The sequence below is a fragment of the Pseudomonas sp. ML96 genome (genome assembly GCF_000761545.1).
Classification (GTDB): domain Bacteria; phylum Pseudomonadota; class Gammaproteobacteria; order Pseudomonadales; family Pseudomonadaceae; genus Aquipseudomonas.
Genome location: NZ_JPMY01000002.1, coordinates 46,311 through 66,169 on the forward strand (window position 1 = coordinate 46,311; position 19,859 = coordinate 66,169).

Here is a 19,859-nt window from a genome sequence, read left to right on the forward strand (position 1 = left end):
TGGGCACAATGCGCGCCGTCCTAGGGGAGTAGTCTCCCGTGAGCGCCAGCTCACCCGGCGTGCGTCAACACACTTGCTCAGCAGAGCATGGCGCATGCGACCCAAGGCCCGCGCGGCCTGGGGTTTGACAAGACCTATGACACGCACACCTCAACCCGGGGCGGGGAGGTAGTACGTGTCATAGAACAGTCAAACCCGCCCCTGTAGGAACGCCTGATGTTGGAATCCCTGTTCGTCCCCACCGGAATCGTTGCCCTCGCCGAAATCGGTGACAAGACGCAGCTGCTCGCCCTGCTCCTCGCCGCACGTTTCCGCAAGCCCTGGCCGATCATCTGGGGCATAGTCGCCGCCACTCTGGCCAATCACGCCGCCGCCGGCGCGGTAGGCAACTGGGTCGCCGGCTTCTTCTCGCCGACCACCCTGAGCTGGATCCTCGCCGCCTGCTTCGCCGCTGTGGCCCTGTGGACCCTAGTGCCAGACAAGCTGGACGATGACGAGGAATCCCACCTCAAGCGCTTCGGCCCCTTCCTCACCACGCTGATCGCCTTCTTCCTCGCCGAGATGGGCGACAAGACGCAGATCGCCACCGTGATGCTGGCGGCGCAGTATCCGGACTTCATCATGGTGGTGATCGGCACCACGCTGGGCATGCTGCTGGCCAACGTGCCGGTGGTTCTGGCCGGCAACTTCGCCGCCGATCGTCTGCCGCTGACGCTCATTCGTCGCCTGGCCGCCCTCGCCTTCGCCGCACTCGCGGTGTACGCGGTCTGTCAGGCACTGGGCTTCGGCGTCGGCCTGTAACGCTCGGCGACAAAGACGGCCAGCTCCGGGGGCTCTGCCGGCGCACGCGCGGCTGGTAATCTGTGCAACGTATTGCGCAGTCCCAGCATGCAAGGAGCACAAGATGTCACTGGAAGACCTCAAGAAGCGCGTGCGCCAGCACATCGATCTGACCTGGAACAAGGGTCGCCTGGCGCTCGCCGAGCAGATGCACAGCCCCGATTTTCTCTACAAGAGCTCGTTCCTCGGCCGCCCGCTGAACAGCGCCGCCTTCGCCCAGATGGTGCAGGAAATCCGCTCGGCGATGCCGGAGCTGGAGGTGGTGGTCGAGGAATGCCTGGCCGAAGGCAACCGGGTGGTCACCTGGAGCACCCTGATCGGCACCATCGAGAAGCCGGCCCTGGGCTATCCGCCCAGCGACAAGGTGCTGAGCATCTCGGCCATGGCCTTCTGGACTCTGGCGCCAAACGGCGATATCCGCGAAATCTGCACCATGTTCGACATGGAGAGTTTCCGCGCCCAGCTGGGCCTGGAGACTCGCCCCTACGCCGAGAAGGCCCTGCCCTGAACAGAAGAACGGCGCCCATGGGCGCCGTTTCTGCTTACTTCTTCGCCTGCTCGTAGAGCGGCATCACCTTCGGGATCGCTGCCTGCAGCGCGGCGATGCGGCTGCTCGACGACGGGTGAGTGCTCATGAACTCCGGCGGCGCGCCGCCACCGGCCTTGCTCATCTTCTGCCACAGGCTGATCGCCGCATTCGGGTCGTAGCCGGCGCGCGCCGACAGCTCCAGGCCGATGACGTCGGCCTCGTTCTCGTTGGAGCGACTGTTGGGCAGGGTCATCAGGTATTCCACGCCAGTGTCGGCCATCTGCTTGCCGGCCTCGCCCAGGCCCAGCAGCGCCGCTCCTACCTGGGTCGCCATCTGCGTGCCATAGGCCTTGGACATGGCCTCGCGGCTGTGCTCGCGCAGGGCGTGGGCGATCTCGTGGCCCATCACCGCCGCCAGCTCGGCATCGGTCAGCTGCAGCTGCTCGATCAGGCCGCTGTAGACAATGATCTTGCCACCGGGGCCGCAGTTGGCGTTGAGCTCTTCGCTGTCGATCAGGTTGACCTGCCAGTCCCACTGCGCGGCATCGGCGCGGAACACCGGGGCCTGGGCGATCAGGCGCTTGGCAATGGCCTGCACGCGCTTGGCATTCTTGCTGCTCTTGTCCAGCACGCCCTTGCTCGACGCCTCGCTGAGGGTCTGCTGATACGCCTGGGAATACATGCTGTCGACCTCCTGAGCCGAGAGCATGCTGAACATGTATTGCTTGCGCTCCACACCCACGGCGCCACCGCTGGTAGTGTTCACGGACTGGCAGGCCGTCAGCAGGGAAAGACCGGCCAGGGCGGTCAGACGAAACAGGGGGTGCATATCAGATCTCCGGGAAGTGCAGGCGCCGTATGCTAGGGCGCTCGGCGTCGCGGGACAATGCTCCCGCTTGCACTCTGACCGTCGGCCATCTTTGCTAGTTGCAGAGGCTGCTAATGCTTTTGCACTGGAGAGCCGATAAGCCAGGGACAGGTACAACCCGACCGAGTGGAGTCCCTATGCGATTCAAGTCCATCCAGTTCTCCGTGGCCTTCCTGGCCGGAGCAAGCATTCTGGCAGTGGTGGTGGCGTTGGTGTTGTACGCCCTGTTCGCCGGGAACCGTACCCAGCAGCTGGTCCAGCAGCGTACCCAGGAGCTGCTGCAGGAGGCCATCCACCAGCGCCTGCGGGCCATCGCCGACGCCCAGGTCGGCAAGCTGCAGCGCCAGTTCGAGCAGCCCATGCTGCTGGCCAAGTCCATCGCCACCCTCAATAGCCGCATCGGCCAGCCGCTGCCGGATGGCACCACTTTGGGCACCAGCCGTGAAGAGCTGAGCGCCCTGCTCGGCGAATACCTGAAGGACAACCCCGACCTGATCGACCTGTATATCGGCTGGGAGGCCAACGCCTTCGACCAGGACGACGATCTGTATGCCGGGCAGAAGGAAAACGGCTACGACGCCAGTGGCCGCTTCATGCCCTGGTGGTATCGCGATGGCGGCCAGTTCAAACGCGAACCGCTGACCGTCGAGCTAATGGAAAGCCCGGAACGTCAGCCCACCGGCGTGCGTACCGGCGAGTACTACCTGTGTCCGAAAGAGACCGGCAAGCCCTGCGTGATCGATCCCGCCTCCTACGATTTCGGCGGCAAGCAGGTACTGGTCGCCTCCTTCAACGCGCCGATCATGGTCGGCGGCCAGTTCAAGGGCAGCGTGGGTAACGACCTGGCCCTCGACTTCATCCAGGACCTGCTCAACCAGGCCAAACAGCAGCTCTACTCCGGGGCCGGCGAGCTGGCACTGATCTCTGCCAACGGCAGCCTGATCGCTGCCACCAAGGACGCCAGCCTGGTCAACCAGCCCGCCGAGAAGGCAGTGGACGCCGAGCTGCTGCGTGAGCTCAAGCAGAGCGGCAGCGAAGACGCGATCCTGCGCCTCGACGAACAAGGCGAGCAGATCCAGCTGATCCAACAGTTCCGCGTGGCCGGCACCGAAACGCGCTGGGCCCTGGCCATCCAGCTGCCAACCAAGGCAGTGCTGGCCGAGCTGCACCAGCTGCAGGGCGACCTGGCCGAACAGGCCAACCAGGACACCTTCGGCATGGCCCTGGTCGGCCTGCTGGTGGCGGGCGTCGGCCTGATCGTCATCTGGTTCGTCGGCTACGGCATTGCCCGCCCGCTGCGGCAGATGGTCGGCATGCTCGACGACATTGCCAAGGGCGATGGCGACCTCACCGTGCGCCTGCAGGTGGATCGTGCCGACGAACTGGGGCAGATCGCCGGCGGCTTCAACACCTTCCTCAACAAGCTGCAGAACATGATCCGCGACGTGGTCACCTCGGTGCAGAAGGTCAGCGACTCCTCGGAATACACCGCCGATATCGCCATCCGCACCAACCAGGGCGTGCAGAAGCAGATGGCGGAGATCGACCAGGTCGCCACCGCCGTACAGGAGATGAGCGCCACCGCCCAGGACGTGGCGCGCAACGCCACCCAGGCGGCCGAGGCGGCCAACCACGCCGACCGCTCGGCCAACGATGGCAAACGCATCGTCGAGGGCACCGCCAAGGCCATCTCCGGCCTGGCCAGCGAGATCGGCCGCGCCGTGGGCGTGGTGCAGACCCTGGCGCGGGACAGCGAGAACATCAACGCCATCCTGGTGGCGATTCGCGGCATCGCCGAGCAGACCAACCTGCTCGCGCTCAACGCCGCCATCGAGGCGGCGCGTGCCGGCGAGCAGGGCCGCGGCTTCGCCGTGGTGGCCGACGAGGTGCGCAACCTGGCGCAGAAGACCCAGCAGGCCACCGAAGAAATCCAGAGCATGATCCAGCAGCTGCAGAACGGCACCCGCGAGGTGGTGAACGTGATGGAGCAGAGCCAGGCGCGTACCGACGACAGCGTGCAGCAGGCGCAGATCGCCGCCGAGGCCCTGGAGTCGATCACCCAGGCGGTATCGGTGATCAACGACATGAACACCCAGATCGCCAGTGCCGCCGAGGAACAGAGCGCAGTGGCCGAGGACATCAACCGCAACGTCACCAATATCGGCCAGGTGGCCGGCGAGGTGGCCGGTGGCGCTGACGAGGCCAGCCAGGCGAGCGCCGAGCTGACCAAGCTGGCCGAGCAGCAGCGGCGGCTGATCAATCAGTTCAGGGTGTAACGAGCCTCCTGAGGATCTAGCCGGCTAGATCCTCAGTGCTTATGTGCCCAACGCTGGCGCAGCCATTCGAGATCTTCCGGGCGGGTGATCTTCAGATTGTCCGCCCTGCCCTCCACCAGTTTCGGTGCCAGGCCGGCCCACTCCAGGGCCGAGGCCTCGTCGGTCACCGCCACATCAGCCACCAGCGCGTCTGCCAGCGCTCGATGCAGGGCCGCCAGGCGGAACATCTGCGGTGTATAGGCCTGCCAGATCAGGCTGCGATCCACGGTCTCCGCTACCCGGCCATCGGCGCCGACACGCTTGAGCGTATCGCGCGCCGGCACGGCCAGCAGGCCACCAACCGGATCATCGGCCAGCTCCTGCAGCAGCAGATCGAGATCGCTGCGCGCCAGGTTGGGCCGCGCGGCGTCGTGCACCAGCACCCAGTCGTCTGGCTGCGCGCCCAGCTCCAGCAGGCGCAGCAGGCCGGCCAGCACCGAGTCGGCGCGCTCGGCACCGCCCTCGGCGCGCTGGATGCGTGGATCATTGGCCAGCGCCAGCGTCGGCCAGAAGGGATCGTCCACCGCCAGGCTGAGCACCAGGCCCCGCAGCTGCGAATGATCGAGGAAACAGTGGAGGGTATGTTCGAGGATGGTTTGCCCGGCCAGCTGCAGATACTGCTTGGGACGGTCGGCACGCATGCGCGAGCCGATGCCGGCGGCGGGGATCACAACCCAGAAGGAGGGTGTCGCGGGAGTATTCATTCGGCCAGCTGGTAGAGGGTTTCGCCTTCCTTGACCATGCCGAGCTCGTGACGGGCACGCTCCTCGACGGTCTCCATGCCCTTCTTCAACTCCAGCACCTCGGCCTCGAGGATGCGGTTGCGCTCGAGCAGGCGCTCGTTCTCGCCCTGCTGATCGGCGATCTGCCGCTGCAGCTCGGTGACCTGGGCCAGGCTGCCGTCGCCCACCCACAGGCGGTACTGCAGGCCAGCCAGAACCAGCACGAGCGCGACGAACAGCCAATAGGGCGCTTTGTTAGACATGGGAACGCGAGTATCCATACGAAAAGGGCAGCTTGCGCTGCCCTTTTACCATTCCCGGCTTAGCCGCGGAACTCGGCGCGGCCCTTGTACGGAGCCTTTCCGCCGAGCTGCTCTTCGATACGCAGCAGCTGGTTGTACTTGGACACGCGATCGGAACGGCACAGGGAGCCGGTCTTGATCTGGCCGGCGGCGGTGCCTACGGCCAGGTCGGCGATGGTGCTGTCCTCGGTCTCACCGGAGCGGTGCGAGATCACTGCGGTGAAGCCGGCCGCCTTGGCCATCTGGATGGCTTCCAGGGTCTCGGTCAGCGAGCCGATCTGGTTGAACTTGATCAGGATCGAGTTGCCGATCTTCTCGTCGATGCCGCGCTTGAGAATTTTGGTATTCGTTACAAACAAGTCGTCGCCAACCAGCTGCACCTTGTCGCCGATCTTGTCGGTCAGGACTTTCCAGCCAGCCCAATCGGACTCGTCCATGCCGTCTTCGATGGAGATGATCGGGTAGCGCTGGGTCAGGCCGGCCAGGTAGTCGGCGAAGCCTTCGGCGCTGAATACCTTGCCCTCGCCTTCGAGGTCGTACTGGCCACCCTTGAAGAACTCGGAGGAAGCGCAGTCCAGGGCCAGGGTGATGTCGTCACCCAGCTTGTAGCCGGCGTTGGCTACGGCCTCGGCGATGGCGGCCAGGGCGTCTTCGTTGGAAGCCAGGTTCGGCGCGAAGCCGCCTTCGTCACCCACGGCGGTGTTCAGGCCACGGGCCTTCAGCACGGCTTTCAGGTGATGGAAGATCTCGGCGCCCATGCGCAGGGCGTCGGCGAAGTTCTTGGCGCCAACCGGCTGAACCATGAACTCCTGGATATCGACGTTGTTATCGGCGTGCTCGCCACCGTTGATGATGTTCATCATCGGCACCGGCATGGAGTAGACGCCCGGGGTGCCGTTCAGGTCGGCGATGTGCGCGTACAGCGGCACGCCCTTGGCCTGAGCGGCGGCCTTGGCGGCGGCCAGGGACACGGCGAGGATGGCGTTGGCGCCCAGCTTGCCTTTGTTCTCGGTGCCGTCGAGGTCGATCATGGCCAGGTCGAGGGCCTTCTGCTCACGGGCGTCTTTGCCCAGCAGCAGGTCGCGGATCGGACCGTTGATGTTGGCTACGGCCTTCAGTACGCCCTTACCGAGGTAACGGCTCTTGTCGCCATCACGCAGCTCCAGCGCTTCGCGCGAGCCGGTGGACGCACCGGACGGTGCACAGGCGCTACCGACAATGCCGCCTTCGAGAATCACATCGGCTTCAACAGTGGGGTTGCCACGGGAGTCGAGAACCTCGCGACCCTTGATATCGACGATTTTAGCCATCGCGTATAACACTCCAAATGTTTACGAGAGAGATTGCCTGCCGGTCACGGCCAACGGGCGCGCACTTTACCGGAGAATTGCCTGATCAGGCAGTCTCAATCGGCGGGAAACTCTTCACCAGATCATCCATCTGCTTGAGCTGGGTGAGGAACGGCTCCAGCTTGTTCAGACGCAGGGCGCACGGGCCATCGCACTTGGCCTGCTCCGGCTCCGGGTGGGCCTCGAGGAACAGACCGGCCAGGCCCTGACTCATGCCGGCCTTGGCCAGGTCGGTGACCTGGGCACGGCGGCCGCCAGCGGAATCGGCGCGACCACCCGGCATCTGCAGGGCGTGAGTCACGTCGAAGAACACCGGGTATTCGAACTGCTTCATGATGCCGAAGCCAAGCATGTCCACCACCAGGTTGTTGTAACCGAAGGAGGAGCCACGCTCGCAGAGGATCAGTTGGTCGTTACCGGCCTCCTCGCACTTGCGCAGGATGTGCTTCATCTCCTGCGGGGCGAGGAACTGGGCCTTCTTGATATTGATCACCGCACCGGTCTTGGCCATGGCCACCACCAGATCGGTCTGCCGCGAGAGGAAGGCCGGCAGCTGGATGATGTCGCACACCTCGGCCACCGGAGCGGCTTGATGCGGCTCGTGGACGTCGGTGATCACCGGCACGCCGAAGGTCTTCTTCACTTCCTCGAAGATCTTCATGCCCTCTTCCAGGCCCGGGCCACGGAAGGAGGTGATGGACGAGCGATTGGCCTTGTCGAAGCTGGCCTTGAACACATAGGGAATACCGAGCTTCTCGGTAACCCGCACGTACTCTTCGCAGGCCTGCATGGCCAGATCACGCGACTCCAGCACGTTGATGCCGCCGAACAGGACGAACGGCTTGTCGTTGGCAATCTCGATGCCGCCGACCTTGATGATCTTCTGCGCCATGCTTATTCCTTACGCCTTGCCGGCCTGTTTCAACGCGGCCTTGACGAAGCCGCTGAACAGCGGGTGACCGTCGCGCGGGGTAGAGGTGAATTCCGGGTGGAACTGGCAGGCAACGAACCACGGATGATTCGGCGCCTCGACCACTTCGACCAGCGCGCCATCGGCGGAGCGGCCGCTGACCTTGAGGCCAGCTTGTTCCAGCTGCGGCAGCAGGTTGTTGTTGACCTCGTAGCGGTGGCGATGGCGCTCGACGATCACGTCCTTGCCATAGCACTCGCGCACGTTGGAGCCGGCGATCAGCTGGCAGTCCTGCGCGCCCAGGCGCATGGTGCCACCCAGGTCGGAAGCATCGGTACGAATCTCGGTGGCGCCGGTGGCGTCCTGCCACTCGGTGATCAGGCCGACGACCGGATGGCCGCTGTTCTGGTCGAATTCGGTGGAGTTGGCGTCGGTCCAGCCCAGCACGTTACGGGCGTACTCGATCACCGCCACCTGCATGCCGAGGCAGATGCCCAGGTAAGGGATCTTGTTCTCGCGGGCGTACTGCACGGTCTTGATCTTGCCTTCCACGCCACGCAGACCGAAGCCACCAGGAACCAGGATGGCGTCGACGCCTTCGAGCTTGGCGGTGCCTTCGTTCTCGATCTCTTCGGAGTCGATATAGCGCAGCTTGACCTTGGTGCGGTTCTCGATGCCGGCGTGGTTCATCGCCTCGATCAGCGACTTGTAGGCGTCGAGCAGCTCCATGTACTTGCCGACCATGGCGATGGTGACTTCCTTCTCCGGATTCAGCTTGGCATCCACCACGCGGTCCCACTCGGAAAGGTCAGCCGGGCCACATTGCAGGCCGAAGCGCTCGACGACGATGTCGTCCAGGCCCTGAGCATGCAGCACCGACGGAATCTTGTAGATGGTGTCGACGTCTTCCAGGGCGATGACCGCGCGCTCTTCCACGTTGGTGAACAGGGCGATCTTGCGACGCGAGGACAGGTCGATCTCGTGATCGGAGCGGCACACCAGCACGTCCGGCTGCACGCCGATGGAGCGCAGCTCCTTGACCGAGTGTTGGGTCGGCTTGGTCTTGGTCTCGCCAGCGGTGGCGATGTACGGCACCAGGGTCAGGTGCATGAACATGGCGCGCTTGGCGCCCACTTCCACGCGCAGCTGGCGAGCGGCTTCGAGGAAGGGTTGCGACTCGATGTCACCCACGGTGCCACCGATCTCGACCATGGCCACGTCAGCATCGCCGGCGCCCTTGATGATGCGCCGCTTGATCTCGTCGGTGATGTGCGGGATCACCTGGATGGTGGCGCCCAGGTAGTCGCCACGGCGCTCTTTGCGCAGCACGTGCTCGTAGACACGGCCGGTGGTGAAGTTGTTGTCCTGGGTCATGGTGGTGCGGATGAACCGCTCGTAGTGACCCAGGTCGAGGTCGGTTTCGGCGCCGTCCTTGGTGACGAACACTTCACCGTGCTGGAACGGGCTCATGGTGCCCGGATCGACGTTGATGTAGGGATCCAGCTTGAGCATGGTGACCTTCAGGCCCCGCGCCTCCAGGATGGCTGCCAAAGAAGCCGAGGCGATGCCTTTCCCCAATGAAGAAACAACACCACCCGTGACGAAGATGTAGCGCGTCATGAAAAATCCTAGAAGTCTGTGTTCAAGCGGTCAGCGCCGCCGGGAAGAAAGCGCAGGACGGCCAATGCCGACCTGAAATAAGCAATGCCCTGCGGGTTCGAGTCGAGCCCACAGAAGCAGTAATAAGACGGGAGCGTAGTCTACCGGAAAGGCCCTTTCAGCTCAAACCTTGTGCGTTGGTCGGAGGCTGCCAGCAGAAACGCCACTCAGCCGACGGAGGGCCATCCAGCCCCGGCAGATTGGCCACCGCGATCAGCTCGTCGCCCCGATAGAGCAACGGCAGACGGCCGCGCACGAAGGCCGGCACCGCGCGCTCGTTGAGCAGACGCTTCAGATCGCGATGCCCACGTCCGGCCAGCGCCATGACTTCGCCGCCCTGGCGATAACACAGGCGCAGCGGACCACTCGGCGCGGCTCCCTGCAGAACTACCCGACCGTTGCCCAGCAAGCTCTGCGCCTGTTGCGGATTGGTCCAGACCGGCGGCTCCGGCGGCGGCTCCAGCCAGTCGCCAGACAGCCACCACAACCGCTCGTCGGCACGCCTCAGCTCTCCACCTTCCAGACGCCAGAGCGGAACCGCATCCACTGCCGCATCGCGCAGGCTGCTCCAACCTGCCCAATGCTCGCTATCCGGCATGCGCGTGAACGGTGCTAGCCAGTGACGTAGCAGATTGCGCTGACGCACTTCCGAAAAATGGCGCAACGGCGCCAGCTCCAGCGAGGGCAGATCCAGCCAGATATGGGCGTGATCCGCCCGAATGGCCGCAAGGTCCACCACGGCCAACTCGGCGAGCAGTTGGTCGGCTTCACGCATGTGCGCGGCGGTACGCGCCAGGCTCGCGCCTGCCTGGGGCCAGTGCTGCGCCAGTAGCGGCAGCACTTCGCGGCGCAGGAAATTGCGTGCCAGGCCGGTGTCGGCATTGGAGGGGTCCTCCACCCAACTCAGACCCTGTTCGTAGGCATAGGCCTCCAGCTCGGCACGCGATACCTGCAGGAGCGGCCGCGCCAGCCAGCCGCGCCCGAGGCGCCGACTCGTCGGCATACCAGCCAGGCCACGTACGCCAGCGCCCCGCAGCAGACGGAACAACAGGGTCTCGGCCTGATCATCACGGTGCTGAGCGGTCAGCAGCAGTCCGCCCTCCTCCAGCCTGTGCTCGAAAGCCAGATAGCGCGCCTCGCGTGCGGCACGCTCCAGACTGGCACCATTGTCCACCTGCACCCGCTCGATATGCAGCGGCACGCCCAGCTGATCACAGAAGGCCTGGCAGTGCGCCGGCCAGGCATCGGCGACGGCCTGCAGGCCGTGATGGACATGAATGGCGAACAGCGGCGGTAGCGCCTGACGCTCGCGCAGACGCGCCAGCAGGTGCAGCAGAACGGTCGAGTCCAGCCCGCCGGACAAAGCGACGTACCAGGCCGGGGCATCACGCCAGGGCGACAAGGAATCGAGCAACGAGGTTTCGAGCGCAGTCATGCCGCCAGCTTAAACAACAACGGGCCCGAAGGCCCGTTGTGGATGCATGACGCCAATCAGGCGACGCCGTAGCTCATCAGGCGCTCGTAGCGGCGCTCCAGCAGCTTGGCGTCGTCGAGCTTGCGCAGCATGTCGAGTTGCTCGAGCAGTTCGGCACGAATCGACTGGGCAGCAACGGCCGGATCGCGATGTGCACCACCCAGCGGTTCGCCGATGACCTTGTCGACGATACCCAGGCCCTTCAGGCGCTCGGCGGTGATGCCCATGGCTTCGGCTGCGTCCGGCGCCTTCTCGGCGGTTTTCCACAGGATCGAGGCGCAGCCTTCCGGCGAGATCACCGAGTAGGTGGAGTACTGCAGCATATTCAACTGGTCGCACACGCCGATGGCCAGCGCGCCGCCGGAGCCACCCTCACCGATCACGGTGGCGATGATCGGGGTTTTCAGGCGAGACATCACGCGCAGGTTCCAGGCGATGGCCTCGCTCTGGTTACGCTCTTCGGCGTCGATGCCCGGGTACGCACCCGGTGTGTCGATAAAGGTCAGGATCGGCAGCTTGAAGCGCTCGGCCATTTCCATCAGACGACAGGCCTTGCGATAGCCTTCCGGGCGCGGCATGCCGAAGTTGCGGCGCACCTTCTCACGGACTTCACGGCCCTTTTGGTGGCCGATGATCATCACCGGCTGGTCGTCCAGACGGGCAGTACCGCCGACGATGGCGGCGTCATCGGAGAAGTGGCGGTCGCCGTGCAGCTCGTCGAACTCGGTGAAGATGTGTTCGATGTAGTCGAGGGTGTAGGGGCGGCGCGGGTGACGCGACAGCTGGGAAATCTGCCAGCTGCTGAGATTGCCGAAAATGCTCTTGGTCAGGTCGCTGCTCTTGTCCTGCAGGCGGGCGATCTCGTCGCTGATATTCAGCGCATTGTCATTACCGACCAGGCGCAGCTCTTCGATCTTGGCTTGCAGGTCGGCGATCGGCTGTTCGAAGTCGAGGAAATTCGGGTTCATAGGCGTCCGTCTTGCGTCGGCGGCCGAAAGGCCGGGCGGCTGGTTCCATCTGGCGTCCTACCTTAAGGGATAAGACGCCCAGGGTCGAGGCCGAGAAGGCAAGCCTGCGGCCTGCCCCTCAGCGGTATTGGAGGAAGACGTTGTCTTTGCCGAACTGGTCACGCAGGGCCTGGATCAGGTTGTCCGCCGGGTCGATGCACCAGCGCTCACCGAACTGCAGCACCGCCTTGGCCTCGCTGCCGCTGTAGTCCAGGGTCAGCGGGCAGGCGCCTTTGTGCTTGCCGAACAGCTCGCCGAGCCAGCGTAGACGATCACCACCCAGCGCCTCGCGACCGACCCGAATGCGCAAGCTCTCGGCCAGGCCGGTGCGCGCCTCCTCCAGGCTCATCACCCGCTTGGCACGCAGGCGCAGGCCACCGGAGAACTCGTCGTTGCTCACCTCGCCCTCGACCACCACCAGGGCGTCGGTCTGCAGCAGGGCCTGGGCACTGGCGAAGGCGTCGGCGAACAGCGAGGCCTCGATCCGCCCGGAACGGTCGTCCAGGGTGATGAAGCCCATTTTGTCGCCCTTCTTGTTCTTCATCACCCGCAGGTTGACGATCAGGCCGGCGATGGTCTGGGTGTCGCGGGCGGCGCGCAGCTCGACGATGCGCTGGCGGGCGAAACGGCGCACCTCGCCCTCGTACTCGTCGATCGGATGGCCGGTCAGGTACAGGCCGAGGGTATCTTTCTCACCTTTCAGGCGTTCCTTGATCGACAGCTCGCGTGCCTTGCGGTGGCTGGCATAGAGATCCGCCTCCGGCTCGGCAAACACGCCGCCGAACAGGTCCATGTGGCCGCTATCGTGGCTGCGCGCGGTCTGCTCCGCCGCCTGCACTGCCTCTTCCATGGCCGCCAGCAGCACGGCGCGGTTGAGATCGACGCTGGCCTGGTAGGCCTTGAGCTCGTCCTGATAGTAGGGACCGAGACGATCCAGTGCACCGGAGCGCACCAGCGCCTCCAGGGTGCGCTTGTTGATGCGCTTGAGGTCGACGCGGTTGCAGAAGTCGAACAAGTCCTTGAACGGACCACCCTCGGCGCGGCACTCGACGATGGCTTCCACCGGCCCCTCGCCCACGCCCTTCACCGCACCCAGGCCGTAGACGATGCGCCCGTCGTCGTTGACGGTGAACTTGAACTCCGAGGTGTTCACGTCCGGCGCATCGATGCGCAGCTTCATGCTGCGGCATTCCTCGATGAGGATCACCACCTTGTCGGTGTTGTGCATATCCGCCGAGAGTACCGCGGCCATGAACGGTGCCGGGTAGTGCGCCTTGAGCCAGGCGGTCTGGTAGGAGACCAGGCCGTAGGCGGCGGAGTGGGATTTGTTGAAGCCGTAACCGGCGAACTTTTCCACCAGGTCGAAGATGTTGCCCGCCAGGTTCGCGTCGATGTTGTTGCCGGCGCAACCCTCGATGAAGCCGCCGCGCTGCTTGGCCATCTCCTCGGGTTTCTTCTTACCCATGGCGCGGCGCAGCATGTCCGCGCCACCGAGGGTGTAGCCCGCCATCACCTGGGCGATCTGCATCACCTGTTCCTGGTACAGGATGATGCCGTAGGTGGGCTTGAGCACGGGCTCGAGGCCGGCGTACTGGTAGTCCGGGTGTGGGTAGGACAGCTGCTCGCGGCCGTGCTTACGGTTGATGAAGTCGTCCACCATGCCCGACTGCAGCGGACCGGGGCGGAACAGCGCCACCAGTGCGATCATGTCTTCCAGACAGTCGGGCTTAAGCTTCTTGATCAGCTCCTTCATGCCGCGCGATTCGAGCTGGAACACGGCCGTGGTCTCGGCCTTCTGCAGCATGGCGTAGGTCGGCTTGTCGTCCAGCGGGATGAAGTCGATGTTGATCAGTTCTGCATCCGTGGCGCCGTCGCGTTTCTGGATGCGGTGGATGGTCTCCATCGCCCATTTGATGATGGTCAGAGTACGCAGGCCGAGGAAGTCGAACTTCACCAGGCCGGCCGCCTCCACGTCGTCCTTGTCGAACTGGGTCACCAGGCCGGCGCCCTCTTCATCACAGGAAGTCGGGGCGAAGTCGGTCAGCTTGGTCGGCGCGATCACCACACCACCGGCGTGCTTGCCGGTACCGCGCACCACACCTTCGAGCTTGAGGGCCATGTCCCAGATTTCCTGGGCTTCCTCGTCGGTCTTGAGGAAGTCGCGCAGCACCTCCTCCTGCTCGTAGGCGGCCTCCAGGGTCATGCCGACTTCGAAGGGAATCATCTTCGACAGGCGGTCGGCCAGGCCGTAGGACTTGCCCTGCACCCGCGCCACGTCGCGCACCACCGCCTTGGCCGCCATGGAGCCGAAGGTGATGATCTGGCTCACCGCGTTGCGGCCGTACTTGTCGGCCACGTAGTCGATCACCCGGTCACGACCGTCCATGCAGAAGTCGACGTCGAAGTCGGGCATGGAAATACGTTCGGGGTTGAGGAAGCGCTCGAACAGCAGGTCATAGGCCAGTGGGTCGAGGTCAGTGATCTTCAGCACGTAGGCCACCAGCGAACCGGCACCCGAACCCCGGCCCGGGCCGACCGGCACGTCGTTGTTCTTCGCCCACTTGATGAAGTCCATCACGATGAGGAAGTAACCGGGGAAGCCCATCTGGATGATGATGTCGAGCTCGAAGTTCAGGCGGTCGACATAGACCTGGCGCTTCTCCTCGTAGTTGGGCGTGGTGTCCTTGGGCCAGAGCACCGCCAGGCGCTCTTCCAGACCTTCGAAGGAGGCGTGACGCAGGTAGTCGTCGATGCCCATGCCGTTGGGCGTGGGGAAATCGGGGAGGAAGTACTTGCCCAGCTGCACATCGATGTTGCAGCGTTTGGCGATCTCCACCGTGTTTTCCAGCGCCTCGGGCAGGTCGGCGAACAGCTCGGCCATCTCCGCCGGGGACTTGAGGTACTGCTCCTCGGAGTAGTTGCGCGGGCGGCGCGGGTCGTCGAGCGCCCGGCCTTCGCCGATGCATACGCGCGTCTCGTGGGCCTCGAAGTCGCCCGGCTTGAGGAAGCGTACATCGTTGGTCGCCACCAGCGGCGTACCGCTGCGTGCCGCCAGTTCGACGGCCGCGTGCAGGTGCTCCTCGTCGTTGACTCGGTTGGTGCGCTGCACTTCCAGGTAGAAGCGATCCGGGAATACTGCCAGCCATTCGTTGAGGAAGGCCTCGGCGCGAGCCTGATCGCCGGCCAGCAGGGCCATACCCACTTCGCCCTCACGTGCACCGGACAGGGCAATCACGCCCTCGGCCGCTTCCTTGACCCAGTCGCGCTGGATGATCACCAGGCCATTGTCCTGGCCCTCGGCCCAGCCACGGGAGATCAGTTCGGTGAGGTTGCGGTAGCCCTTGGCATTCATCGCCAGCAGGGTCAGACGCGACAGCGGGCCATCTTCGTCCGGACTGGCCAGCCAGATGTCGGCGCCACAGATCGGCTTGATGCCGGCGCCCATGGCAGTCTTGTAGAACTTCACCAGCGAGCACATGTTGCTCATGTCGGTGACTGCCACCGCCGGCATGCCGGCACCGGCCACGGTCTTGACCAGGGGTTTGACCCGTACCAGGCCATCGACCAGGGAAAACTCGGTGTGCAGGCGCAGATGGACGAAGCTGGCAGTCATGGCAATCCCGTAGGTGACGCAAAAACGATAAAGCCCGGATTGTACCGGGCCTGATTACAAAGGGCAGCTTGAGAACCTGCTTACGATCTGCTGCGCGTCGGCGATACGGCGTTAAAAACCGTCTCGGAATGCTCATTTACCATTCGTAAACTGCGTTTCCTCGGCGCTTTTTGCCTTGTCTCGCTCTAGCTCGCGAGATCGTAAGCAAGCTCTACGACTTAACTGCCTTCCAGCACCGCGCGCACTGGCGCGAAGGAGCGCCGATGAATGGGCGTGGCGCCCAGGCGCTTGAGGGCCTCGAGATGCACCGGCGTCGGATAGCCCTTGTGCCCACCGATGCCATAGCCTGGGTAGAGCTTCTCCATTTCGGCCATCTCGCGATCGCGACTGACCTTGGCCAGGATGGAGGCCGCGGCGATGGCCGGCACCTGGGCGTCACCGCCCACCACTGGCGCGCTGGGTACGGCCAGTTTCGGACAGCGATTACCGTCGATCAGTGCCAGCCTGGGTGTAACCTGCAACCCCTCCACTGCACGCTGCATGGCCAGCATGGTGGCATGCAGGATGTTCAACTGGTCGATCTCCTCGACCTCGGCGCGGGCGATGCACCAGGCCAGGGCCTTCTCGCGGATCTCGTCGAACAGTTTCTCGCGGCGCGCTTCGCTGAGTTTCTTCGAGTCGTTGAGGCCGGCAATCGGCCGAGCCGGATCGAGAATCACCGCCGCGGTGACCACCGGACCACAGAGCGGGCCGCGACCCACTTCGTCGACACCGGCCACTAGCTCCTCGACCAGGGCGAAATCCAGACCGAGCTGCATCAGGTACGCTCCACCAGCTTGAGCACGGCGTCGGCGGCCTGCTGCGAGGCGTCCTGACGCAGGGCTCGGTGGATCACGTCGAAGCCCAGAGTCTGCACCGCGCCATCGTCCAGCAATGGCGCCAGGGTCTGGGCCAGTGCGTCTGGCGTTGCAGCATCCTGAATCAGCTCCGGCACCAGCATGCGCTCGGCCAGCAGGTTGGGCAGCGAGATATAGGGGCTCTTCACCAGACGCTTGAGGATGCGGTAGGTCAGCGGCGCCACCTTGTAGGCCACTACCATCGGCCGCTTGTGCAGCAGGGCTTCCAGGGTGGCGGTACCGGAGGCGATCAGCACCGCGTCGCAGGCGGCCAGGGCCTCGTGGGAGCGACCATCGAGCAACAACAGCGGCAGGCTGCGCCCGGCGAGCATGGCTTCGAGCTGGGCACGGCGCTCGGCATTGGCACAGGGCAGCACGAAGCGTACGCCGGGGCGCAGTGCGCGCAGGCGCTCGGCGGCATCGAGGAACAGCTCGCCCAAACGACCTACTTCGCCGCCCCGACTGCCCGGCAACAACGCCACCACGGTCTCGTCATCGCTCAAGCCCAGCGCCTCACGAGCACCCTCGCGGTCAGCCTGCAGCGGAATGGTATTGGCCAGTGGATGACCGACGAAGCGCACCGGCACCTGGTGATCCAGATAGAAGCGCGCCTCGAAGGGGAACAGGGTCAGCATCAGATCGCAGGCTTCGCGAATCTTCAGCACGCGCTTCTGCCGCCAGGCCCAGACGGACGGGCTGACGTAATGCACGGTCTTGATTCCCGCCTGGCGCAGCTTGAGCTCAAGGGTCAGGTTGAAGTCCGGGGCATCGATACCGATGAACACATCCGGCTTGGCGGCGATCAGCTCCTTGATCAGGCGCTTACGCCGGCCCAGCAGTTCGCGCAGACGGCCGAGCACCTCGACCAGGCCCATCACCGCCAGACGCTCCATGGGGAAGGCGGAAACCAGTCCCTCGGCCTCCATGCGCGGGCCACCAACGCCGATGAACTCGACCTGGGGATGTTGCTGCTTGAGCGCCTGCATCAGGCCGGCGCCGAGGATATCGCCGGAGGCCTCACCAGCCACCAGCGCAACGAGAAGGGGGCGGCTCATATCAGCGGGTGATGCCGCGGGTCGAGGCCTGGACGGAGTCGCGGAACACCGCCACTTCCGGGAACTGTGCGGAGGACTCGGCCAGCTCGGCCAGCGCCTGGTCGACGGTCAGCCCCTGGCGATACACCACCTTGTAGGCACGACGCAGGGCGGCGATGGCCTCGGCGCTGAAGCCACGGCGACGCATGCCTTCGAAGTTCATGCTGCGCGCCTCGGCCGGGTTGCCGAATACGGTGACGTAGGCCGGGACGTCCTTGCCGATGGCGGTGCCCATGCCGGAGAAGCTGTGGGCGCCGATGCGGCAGAACTGATGGACCAGGGTGAAGCCGGAGAGGATCGCCCAGTCGTCGACCCACACATGGCCGGCCAGCGCGGTGTTGTTGACCAGGATGCAGTGGTTGCCGATCACGCTGTCGTGGCCGACATGCACGTAGGCCATCAGCAGATTGTGATCACCAATGGTGGTCTCCGCGCGGTCCTGCACGGTGCCACGGTGGATGGTCACACCCTCGCGGATCACGTTGTGATCGCCGATCACCAGGCGAGTGGCCTCGCCCTTGTACTTCAGGTCCGGGGTGTCTTCACCGACCGAAGAGAACTGGTAGATCTTGTTGTGCTTGCCGATCACTGTCGGACCCTTGAGCACCACGTGCGGGCCGACCACAGTACCCTCGCCGATTTCCACATCGGGTCCGATGATCGACCAGGGGCCGACCTGGACGTCCGCAGCCAGCTTGGCCGACGGATCGATGATGGCGCGAGGGTCGATCAAACTCATAGCTTGCGTTCCGCGCAGATGATCTCGGCCGAGCAGACTTCCTTGCCATCGACGCTGGCGCGGCATTCGAATTTCCAGATGCTGCGCTTGACGCTGAGGAACTTGGCCTCGAGCACCAGTTGGTCACCCGGCAGCACCGGCTGACGGAAGCGCAGCTTGTCGGAGCCGACGAAGTAGTAGAGGGTGCCGTCGGCCGGCTTCACGTCGAGCATCTTGAAACCGAGGATACCGGCGGCCTGGGCCATGGCTTCGATGATCAGCACGCCCGGCATGATCGGGTGCTCGGGGAAGTGGCCGTTGAAGAAAGGCTCGTTGATGCTGACATTCTTGTAGGCGCGAATGGTCTTGCCTTCGATATCCAGCTCGGCGACCCGATCCACCAGCAGGAAGGGGTAGCGGTGCGGCAGATATTCGCGAATCTCGTTGATGTCCATCATTTGCAGAAAGCCTTTACTAAAAATGGGGGCGTGCCTGGGGCACGATCAGGCATCTGATGAGGCCTGATCGCCCGAGGTCACGGCGGCTAGGCGCTTTTCCAGCTCGCGCAGGCGCTTCGCCATGTCGTCCAGTTGACGGATACGGGCCGCACTCTTCTTCCAGTCGGATGCCGTTTGCATCGCGGTACCGGAAGAATAGGCGCCCGGCTCGGTAATCGAGCGGGTAACCATGGTCATGCCGGTGACGAACACGTTGTCGCACACCTCGATGTGGCCAACCATGCCAACACCACCTGCGATCATGCAGTGCTTGCCGATCTTGGTGCTGCCGGAAATACCGACGCAGCCAGCCATGGCCGTGTGGTCACCGATCTGCACGTTGTGCGCGATCATGATCTGGTTGTCCAGCTTCACGCCGTTGCCGATCACGGTATCGGCCAGGGCGCCGCGATCGATGGTGGTATTCGCGCCGACTTCCACGTCGTCGCCCAGCACCACACCACCAATCTGCGCGATCTTCTGCCAGACGCCCTTCTCGTTGGCGAAGCCGAAGCCCTCGCCGCCGAGCACAGCGCCGGACTGAATGACCACGCGCTTGCCAATCTTGACGTCGTGATACAGCGTCACACGCGGCGCCAGCCAGCCACCTTCACCGATCTCGCTGCGCGCACCGACCACGCAGTGCGCGCCGATGGCCACGCCTGCACCGATCAGCGCGCCACTCTCGATCACCGCATAGGCACCAACACTGGCACTCGGATCGACCTGCGCATCGGCAGCGACAACGGCAGTCGGGTGCACGCCGGCAGGCGCCACAGGCTTGGTGTCGAACAGGTGGGAGAGCTGGGCGAAGGCCAGGTAAGGGTTGGCCACCAGCAGCACATCGCCAGCGTAACCCTCGGCATCGGCAGCGGTCAGCAGCACGACACCAGCCTTGGTGTCGGGCAGAAACTTGCGGTACTGCGCGTTGGACAGGAAGCTCAGCTGATCCGGGCCGGCGTCCTGCAAGGTCGCCAGACCGCGGATCGGCTTGTCCGCAGCACCACGCAAGGTGGCGCCGAGACGCTCGGCCAGTTGGCCGAGGGTGAAGACCGGTGCGCTCATC

Annotated in this window: 17 protein-coding genes and 1 riboswitch; of the genes, 3 read left to right on the forward strand and 14 right to left on the reverse strand. The window is 64.5% G+C overall.

All coding sequences use genetic code 11. The features are described from left to right. The first annotated feature begins 11 nt into the window (after positions 1 to 11). A riboswitch (yybP-ykoY riboswitch) is annotated at positions 12 to 125 on the forward strand. Between the two features lie 94 nt (positions 126 to 219). Then, positions 220 to 801, forward strand: coding sequence for a TMEM165/GDT1 family protein (locus tag IP89_RS00450; RefSeq protein ID WP_177326829.1), 582 nt, complete (start codon positions 220 to 222; stop codon positions 799 to 801). A gap of 103 nt (positions 802 to 904) precedes the next feature. Then, positions 905 to 1,348: an ester cyclase gene (locus tag IP89_RS00455; protein WP_043306924.1), complete on the forward strand. Its 444-nt coding sequence runs from the start codon at positions 905 to 907 to the stop codon at positions 1,346 to 1,348. Positions 1,349 to 1,382: 34 nt separating this feature from the next. Here IP89_RS00455 and IP89_RS00460 read toward each other — a convergent pair whose 3' ends face one another. Further along, positions 1,383 to 2,198, reverse strand: a complete 816-nt coding sequence (locus IP89_RS00460) for a M48 family metallopeptidase (RefSeq protein WP_043306925.1) — start codon at positions 2,196 to 2,198, stop codon at positions 1,383 to 1,385. 176 nt (positions 2,199 to 2,374) lie between these two features. Here IP89_RS00460 and IP89_RS00465 point away from each other — a divergent pair, with 176 nt between their 5' ends. Next, complete coding sequence (locus tag IP89_RS00465; protein ID WP_043306926.1) at positions 2,375 to 4,513, forward strand: methyl-accepting chemotaxis protein; 2,139 nt, start codon at positions 2,375 to 2,377, stop codon at positions 4,511 to 4,513. 32 nt (positions 4,514 to 4,545) lie between these two features. Here the strand turns inward: IP89_RS00465 and ispD are convergent, their stop codons facing one another. The 13 genes from ispD to lpxD all read right to left on the reverse strand — a co-directional run bounded on the left by ispD (position 4,546) and on the right by lpxD (position 19,858). After that, on the reverse strand, positions 4,546 to 5,256 hold the full coding sequence (gene ispD, locus IP89_RS00470; RefSeq protein WP_043306927.1) for a 2-C-methyl-D-erythritol 4-phosphate cytidylyltransferase: 711 nt from the start codon (positions 5,254 to 5,256) through the stop codon (positions 4,546 to 4,548). Beyond that, a complete protein-coding gene (gene ftsB, locus IP89_RS00475; protein ID WP_043306928.1) occupies positions 5,253 to 5,537 on the reverse strand; it encodes a cell division protein FtsB in 285 nt (94 codons plus the stop codon). The genes ispD and ftsB overlap by 4 nt, the downstream gene beginning before the upstream one ends. 59 nt (positions 5,538 to 5,596) lie before the next feature. After that, entirely contained in the window at positions 5,597 to 6,886 is a 1,290-nt protein-coding gene (gene eno, locus IP89_RS00480; RefSeq protein WP_043306929.1) for a phosphopyruvate hydratase, read from the reverse strand. Positions 6,887 to 6,971: 85 nt separating this feature from the next. Continuing rightward, the gene (gene kdsA, locus IP89_RS00485) at positions 6,972 to 7,817 is read right to left on the reverse strand and encodes a 3-deoxy-8-phosphooctulonate synthase (protein ID WP_043306930.1); all 846 of its coding nucleotides are present in this window, start codon (positions 7,815 to 7,817) and stop codon (positions 6,972 to 6,974) included. Between the two features lie 9 nt (positions 7,818 to 7,826). Continuing rightward, a complete protein-coding gene (locus IP89_RS00490; RefSeq protein ID WP_043306931.1) occupies positions 7,827 to 9,455 on the reverse strand; it encodes a CTP synthase in 1,629 nt (542 codons plus the stop codon). A 157-nt stretch (positions 9,456 to 9,612) separates the two neighbouring features. Beyond that, positions 9,613 to 10,929 carry a tRNA lysidine(34) synthetase TilS gene (gene tilS, locus IP89_RS00495; RefSeq protein WP_043306932.1) on the reverse strand — a complete coding sequence of 439 codons (1,317 nt, stop codon included), beginning with the start codon at positions 10,927 to 10,929 and terminating at the stop codon, positions 9,613 to 9,615. Between the two features lie 56 nt (positions 10,930 to 10,985). Beyond that, positions 10,986 to 11,936 (reverse strand): acetyl-CoA carboxylase carboxyltransferase subunit alpha, encoded by a 951-nt coding sequence (locus tag IP89_RS00500; protein ID WP_043306933.1) that lies wholly within the window; start codon positions 11,934 to 11,936, stop codon positions 10,986 to 10,988. A gap of 118 nt (positions 11,937 to 12,054) precedes the next feature. Further along, positions 12,055 to 15,588, reverse strand: coding sequence for a DNA polymerase III subunit alpha (gene dnaE / locus IP89_RS00505; protein WP_043306934.1), 3,534 nt, complete (start codon positions 15,586 to 15,588; stop codon positions 12,055 to 12,057). Between the two features lie 218 nt (positions 15,589 to 15,806). Beyond that, positions 15,807 to 16,406: a ribonuclease HII gene (rnhB, locus tag IP89_RS00510; RefSeq protein ID WP_043306935.1), complete on the reverse strand. Its 600-nt coding sequence runs from the start codon at positions 16,404 to 16,406 to the stop codon at positions 15,807 to 15,809. After that, entirely contained in the window at positions 16,406 to 17,539 is a 1,134-nt protein-coding gene (lpxB, locus tag IP89_RS00515; RefSeq protein ID WP_043306936.1) for a lipid-A-disaccharide synthase, read from the reverse strand. The genes rnhB and lpxB overlap by 1 nt, the downstream gene beginning before the upstream one ends. Position 17,540: 1 nt before the next feature. Continuing rightward, positions 17,541 to 18,317, reverse strand: coding sequence for an acyl-ACP--UDP-N-acetylglucosamine O-acyltransferase (gene lpxA, locus IP89_RS00520; RefSeq protein WP_043306937.1), 777 nt, complete (start codon positions 18,315 to 18,317; stop codon positions 17,541 to 17,543). Then, the gene (gene fabZ, locus IP89_RS00525) at positions 18,314 to 18,754 is read right to left on the reverse strand and encodes a 3-hydroxyacyl-ACP dehydratase FabZ (RefSeq protein ID WP_043306938.1); all 441 of its coding nucleotides are present in this window, start codon (positions 18,752 to 18,754) and stop codon (positions 18,314 to 18,316) included. The genes lpxA and fabZ overlap by 4 nt, the downstream gene beginning before the upstream one ends. A gap of 45 nt (positions 18,755 to 18,799) precedes the next feature. After that, positions 18,800 to 19,858: a UDP-3-O-(3-hydroxymyristoyl)glucosamine N-acyltransferase gene (gene lpxD, locus IP89_RS00530; RefSeq protein ID WP_043306939.1), complete on the reverse strand. Its 1,059-nt coding sequence runs from the start codon at positions 19,856 to 19,858 to the stop codon at positions 18,800 to 18,802. Position 19,859: the final 1 nt, after the last annotated feature.